General features: G+C 41.7%; 3 protein-coding genes. All 3 read right to left on the bottom strand.

Features of this window, described 5'->3' with window-relative positions:
- Positions 1 to 15: 15 nt before the first annotated feature.
- From L4C32_RS20485 to L4C32_RS20475, 3 genes are read right to left on the bottom strand one after another with little or no spacing between them, the layout of a single operon-like run.
- Positions 16 to 705 (bottom strand): DUF2987 domain-containing protein, encoded by a 690-nt coding sequence (locus L4C32_RS20485; protein WP_428198742.1) that lies wholly within the window; start codon positions 703 to 705, stop codon positions 16 to 18.
- Positions 698 to 1,468, bottom strand: coding sequence for a glucosaminidase domain-containing protein (locus L4C32_RS20480; protein ID WP_428198741.1), 771 nt, complete (start codon positions 1,466 to 1,468; stop codon positions 698 to 700). Before L4C32_RS20480 ends, L4C32_RS20485 begins: the two co-directional genes overlap by 8 nt.
- Positions 1,465 to 2,247, bottom strand: a complete 783-nt coding sequence (locus L4C32_RS20475) for a DUF2189 domain-containing protein (protein WP_428198740.1) — start codon at positions 2,245 to 2,247, stop codon at positions 1,465 to 1,467. Before L4C32_RS20475 ends, L4C32_RS20480 begins: the two co-directional genes overlap by 4 nt.
- Positions 2,248 to 2,383: the final 136 nt, after the last annotated feature.

The following is a 2,383-nucleotide window of genomic DNA, read 5'->3' as shown; positions in this document are numbered from 1 at the left end:
ATCAAACATATATCACTAAGAACTAGGGAGCCATGGAGAGACTTTATCTGGTTGCGTAGGTAGAATCAATGTGTCCGTTACGTTGTAGCTTTCAAATTTAATAAACGCTTTATGATCAATGATATCGACGAACTTCCCATTCGAAACCTTCACCTGACCTTGCTCAATAGTATTGAAGGTCATAATCACGCCTTGAACTTCTGGCATAAACCAACTGGAGAACATTCCCCCGATTTCTGACAACATAGTTTGCATTTGAGGTTTTAATTCGATCAGTGATGAAAGCGCAACTGGGCTTTCAATGGGGTTACTGGCTAAAACTTCTAACGAGATGTTGCACTGTTTATTGTCTTCCACTTGGATATAAACCAGCGGGTTAGCAGACTTTAAATTGTTATCGAGAGGTAGCGGTAGTTCCTGAGAGCCTGGAATAACAAACTCTTCATAATGCTCCTCTTTCTCCATCCACGCTTTGGTGATGGTGCAGGCCTTTCCTGTTTTTGCATCATTAAAAAAGAGGGCCAAGCGGACATCGTCATGCCCTTCTGACGTATTGCTTTTCAGTTGATAGAACAGTTTGCTATAGGTAAACATGAACTCTTGAGCTGCGATAGCTGGACTGAAGCTTAATGCCGTTAACAGTGCTGCGGTGGTGATCGTTTTATGCATGGTATTCCAACTACGTTTATTGTGACGGTTAAGCATTATTGCTCCAGAATTTCTTATTGTGTCGTATCATGGCTTGTATTTCAGAAACATACTCATGGCCGCGCTCTGAATATCGCATTAAGCCATTTGCTAACTGGTTAGCTCGTTCTATTTCGCTAGCATCAGGGTCATTAACTCTTAATTGACGACGAATTTCGCGTAACTCTGTGTAGGCTCTATTGCGATTAACATTCATAAAATAAGCATGTACAGATTGTTGAGCATTAGCAAAGCTGGCGACTTCATGTGTTGAGCCTTCATTACGAGCAGACGGAACAATGCCACACCCTTTGCTATAACACCATTGACCAAAAAAGTTGTTGCCCTCTTTGGCAAATCGTGAGGTTCCCCATGCTGATTCATTGGCACCTTGGCTAAGGATCAATGGAGCTGGAATGACATCTACGCGGGTTAGCATCGTGTCAATCCATTTAAGATCTACGCCAGAGTCGTTTATGTCCAATTTATAACTGTTTGCTAACTCTTGGGCGGCAGTGTTTTGTTGCCCGGTAAGGCTTTTGTTGGCATCAAGCCGCGCTTTCATCGAAAACAGCTGGCTTCGTTCGTTTTCTACACGTTGATTCTCTTTATCAATAGCGGGTAGTAGTGAGTTGAAAAAAGATCGCTTTTTACTGTCGACATCAGAGATAACGGTCACATCCGGAACAGGCTCTTTTTCGATTGGCGGCTGTTCAGCAACGTCACAAGCGGATAAACCGGCGATCAGTACGATAGCCGCAGTAGTTCTTTTGATAGTCATGCGTTAAATACTCGATTGTTTTGATCATCTTTGCTGCTGATTTGAAGTTTGATGCCAAACATATTGCGATAAATAATCCCTTTAACATTAAAAAAGAGGGGCATTACGATGATCAGTCCAAGGCCAAAGAACATGAAAGAGATAACAAACAAAATAAACAGTGTTAGGTAGATTCCAGCCAGTGGGACCAGTTTTTTATTGGTCGCTTTGAATGAAAGAAACAGAGCTTGAAATGGGGTTAACTTCTTCTCACACACTAAAAGAATCGCCATTGCAAACGCCATCGTCAAATAGAGAGAGATTAACGGGACAATCAAATTCATACCACTCTGTATTGAGGAGGTTAGCATGATAGTTATAGAAGCAACGGCAGCAAACTGGAAGCCCTTCCATATTTGGGTTGGCCGGCAGCTTAAACCTGCAGCATGACTCATTGCCATTAAACTGACTCCTGCATATAAAGGTGCACTCAATACATCGGCACTGAAATTGGCGATCCAAATTGAGTTGGTGATCGTACTGGTGATCTCACCTTTTCCCTGAAGCGCATCAATAATGATAGTAAGGTCATCAAGTTGCAGTTGAAGCGCAACAAAGAAGATAGCCAACTGAGAAAGCAGCAAGATAATCACAGCAGGTAGAAAGCGGAAAAAATTCTGAAGAGTAATTTTCCACGCTTCTTGCAAAATGGCGACTGGGCTCAATTCGTAGTTGCCACTTAATGCGGTCTCTATGGTGCCACCTAAATTGAATTCATTGGTTGATTTATCGTCGGACATACTGACTTCTTGTATGGTAAATTTGGTCATATTATACGGAAATGTGACTCAGACTGGAAACGAACTGTGTAACTTTTATAACAGAGTGCAGATTCACTAAGGTACGTTGATTATATACTGCTATATTTTATAGTTA

This window comes from Aliivibrio kagoshimensis (assembly GCF_050337105.1).
Lineage (GTDB): Bacteria > Pseudomonadota > Gammaproteobacteria > Enterobacterales > Vibrionaceae > Aliivibrio_A > Aliivibrio_A kagoshimensis.
Note: the sequence above shows the minus strand (reverse complement) of the source record. Positions and strands in the feature narration are given on the sequence as shown.

Bases quoted from the DNA above. Each gene is read 5' to 3' on its own strand.
- L4C32_RS20485 (WP_428198742.1), bottom strand. From the start codon at position 705: ATGCTTAACCGTCACAATAAACGTAGTTGGAATACCATGCATAAAACG.
- L4C32_RS20480 (WP_428198741.1), bottom strand. From the start codon at position 1,468: ATGACTATCAAAAGAACTACTGCGGCTATCGTACTGATCGCCGGTTTA.
- L4C32_RS20475 (WP_428198740.1), bottom strand. From the start codon at position 2,247: ATGTCCGACGATAAATCAACCAATGAATTCAATTTAGGTGGCACCATA.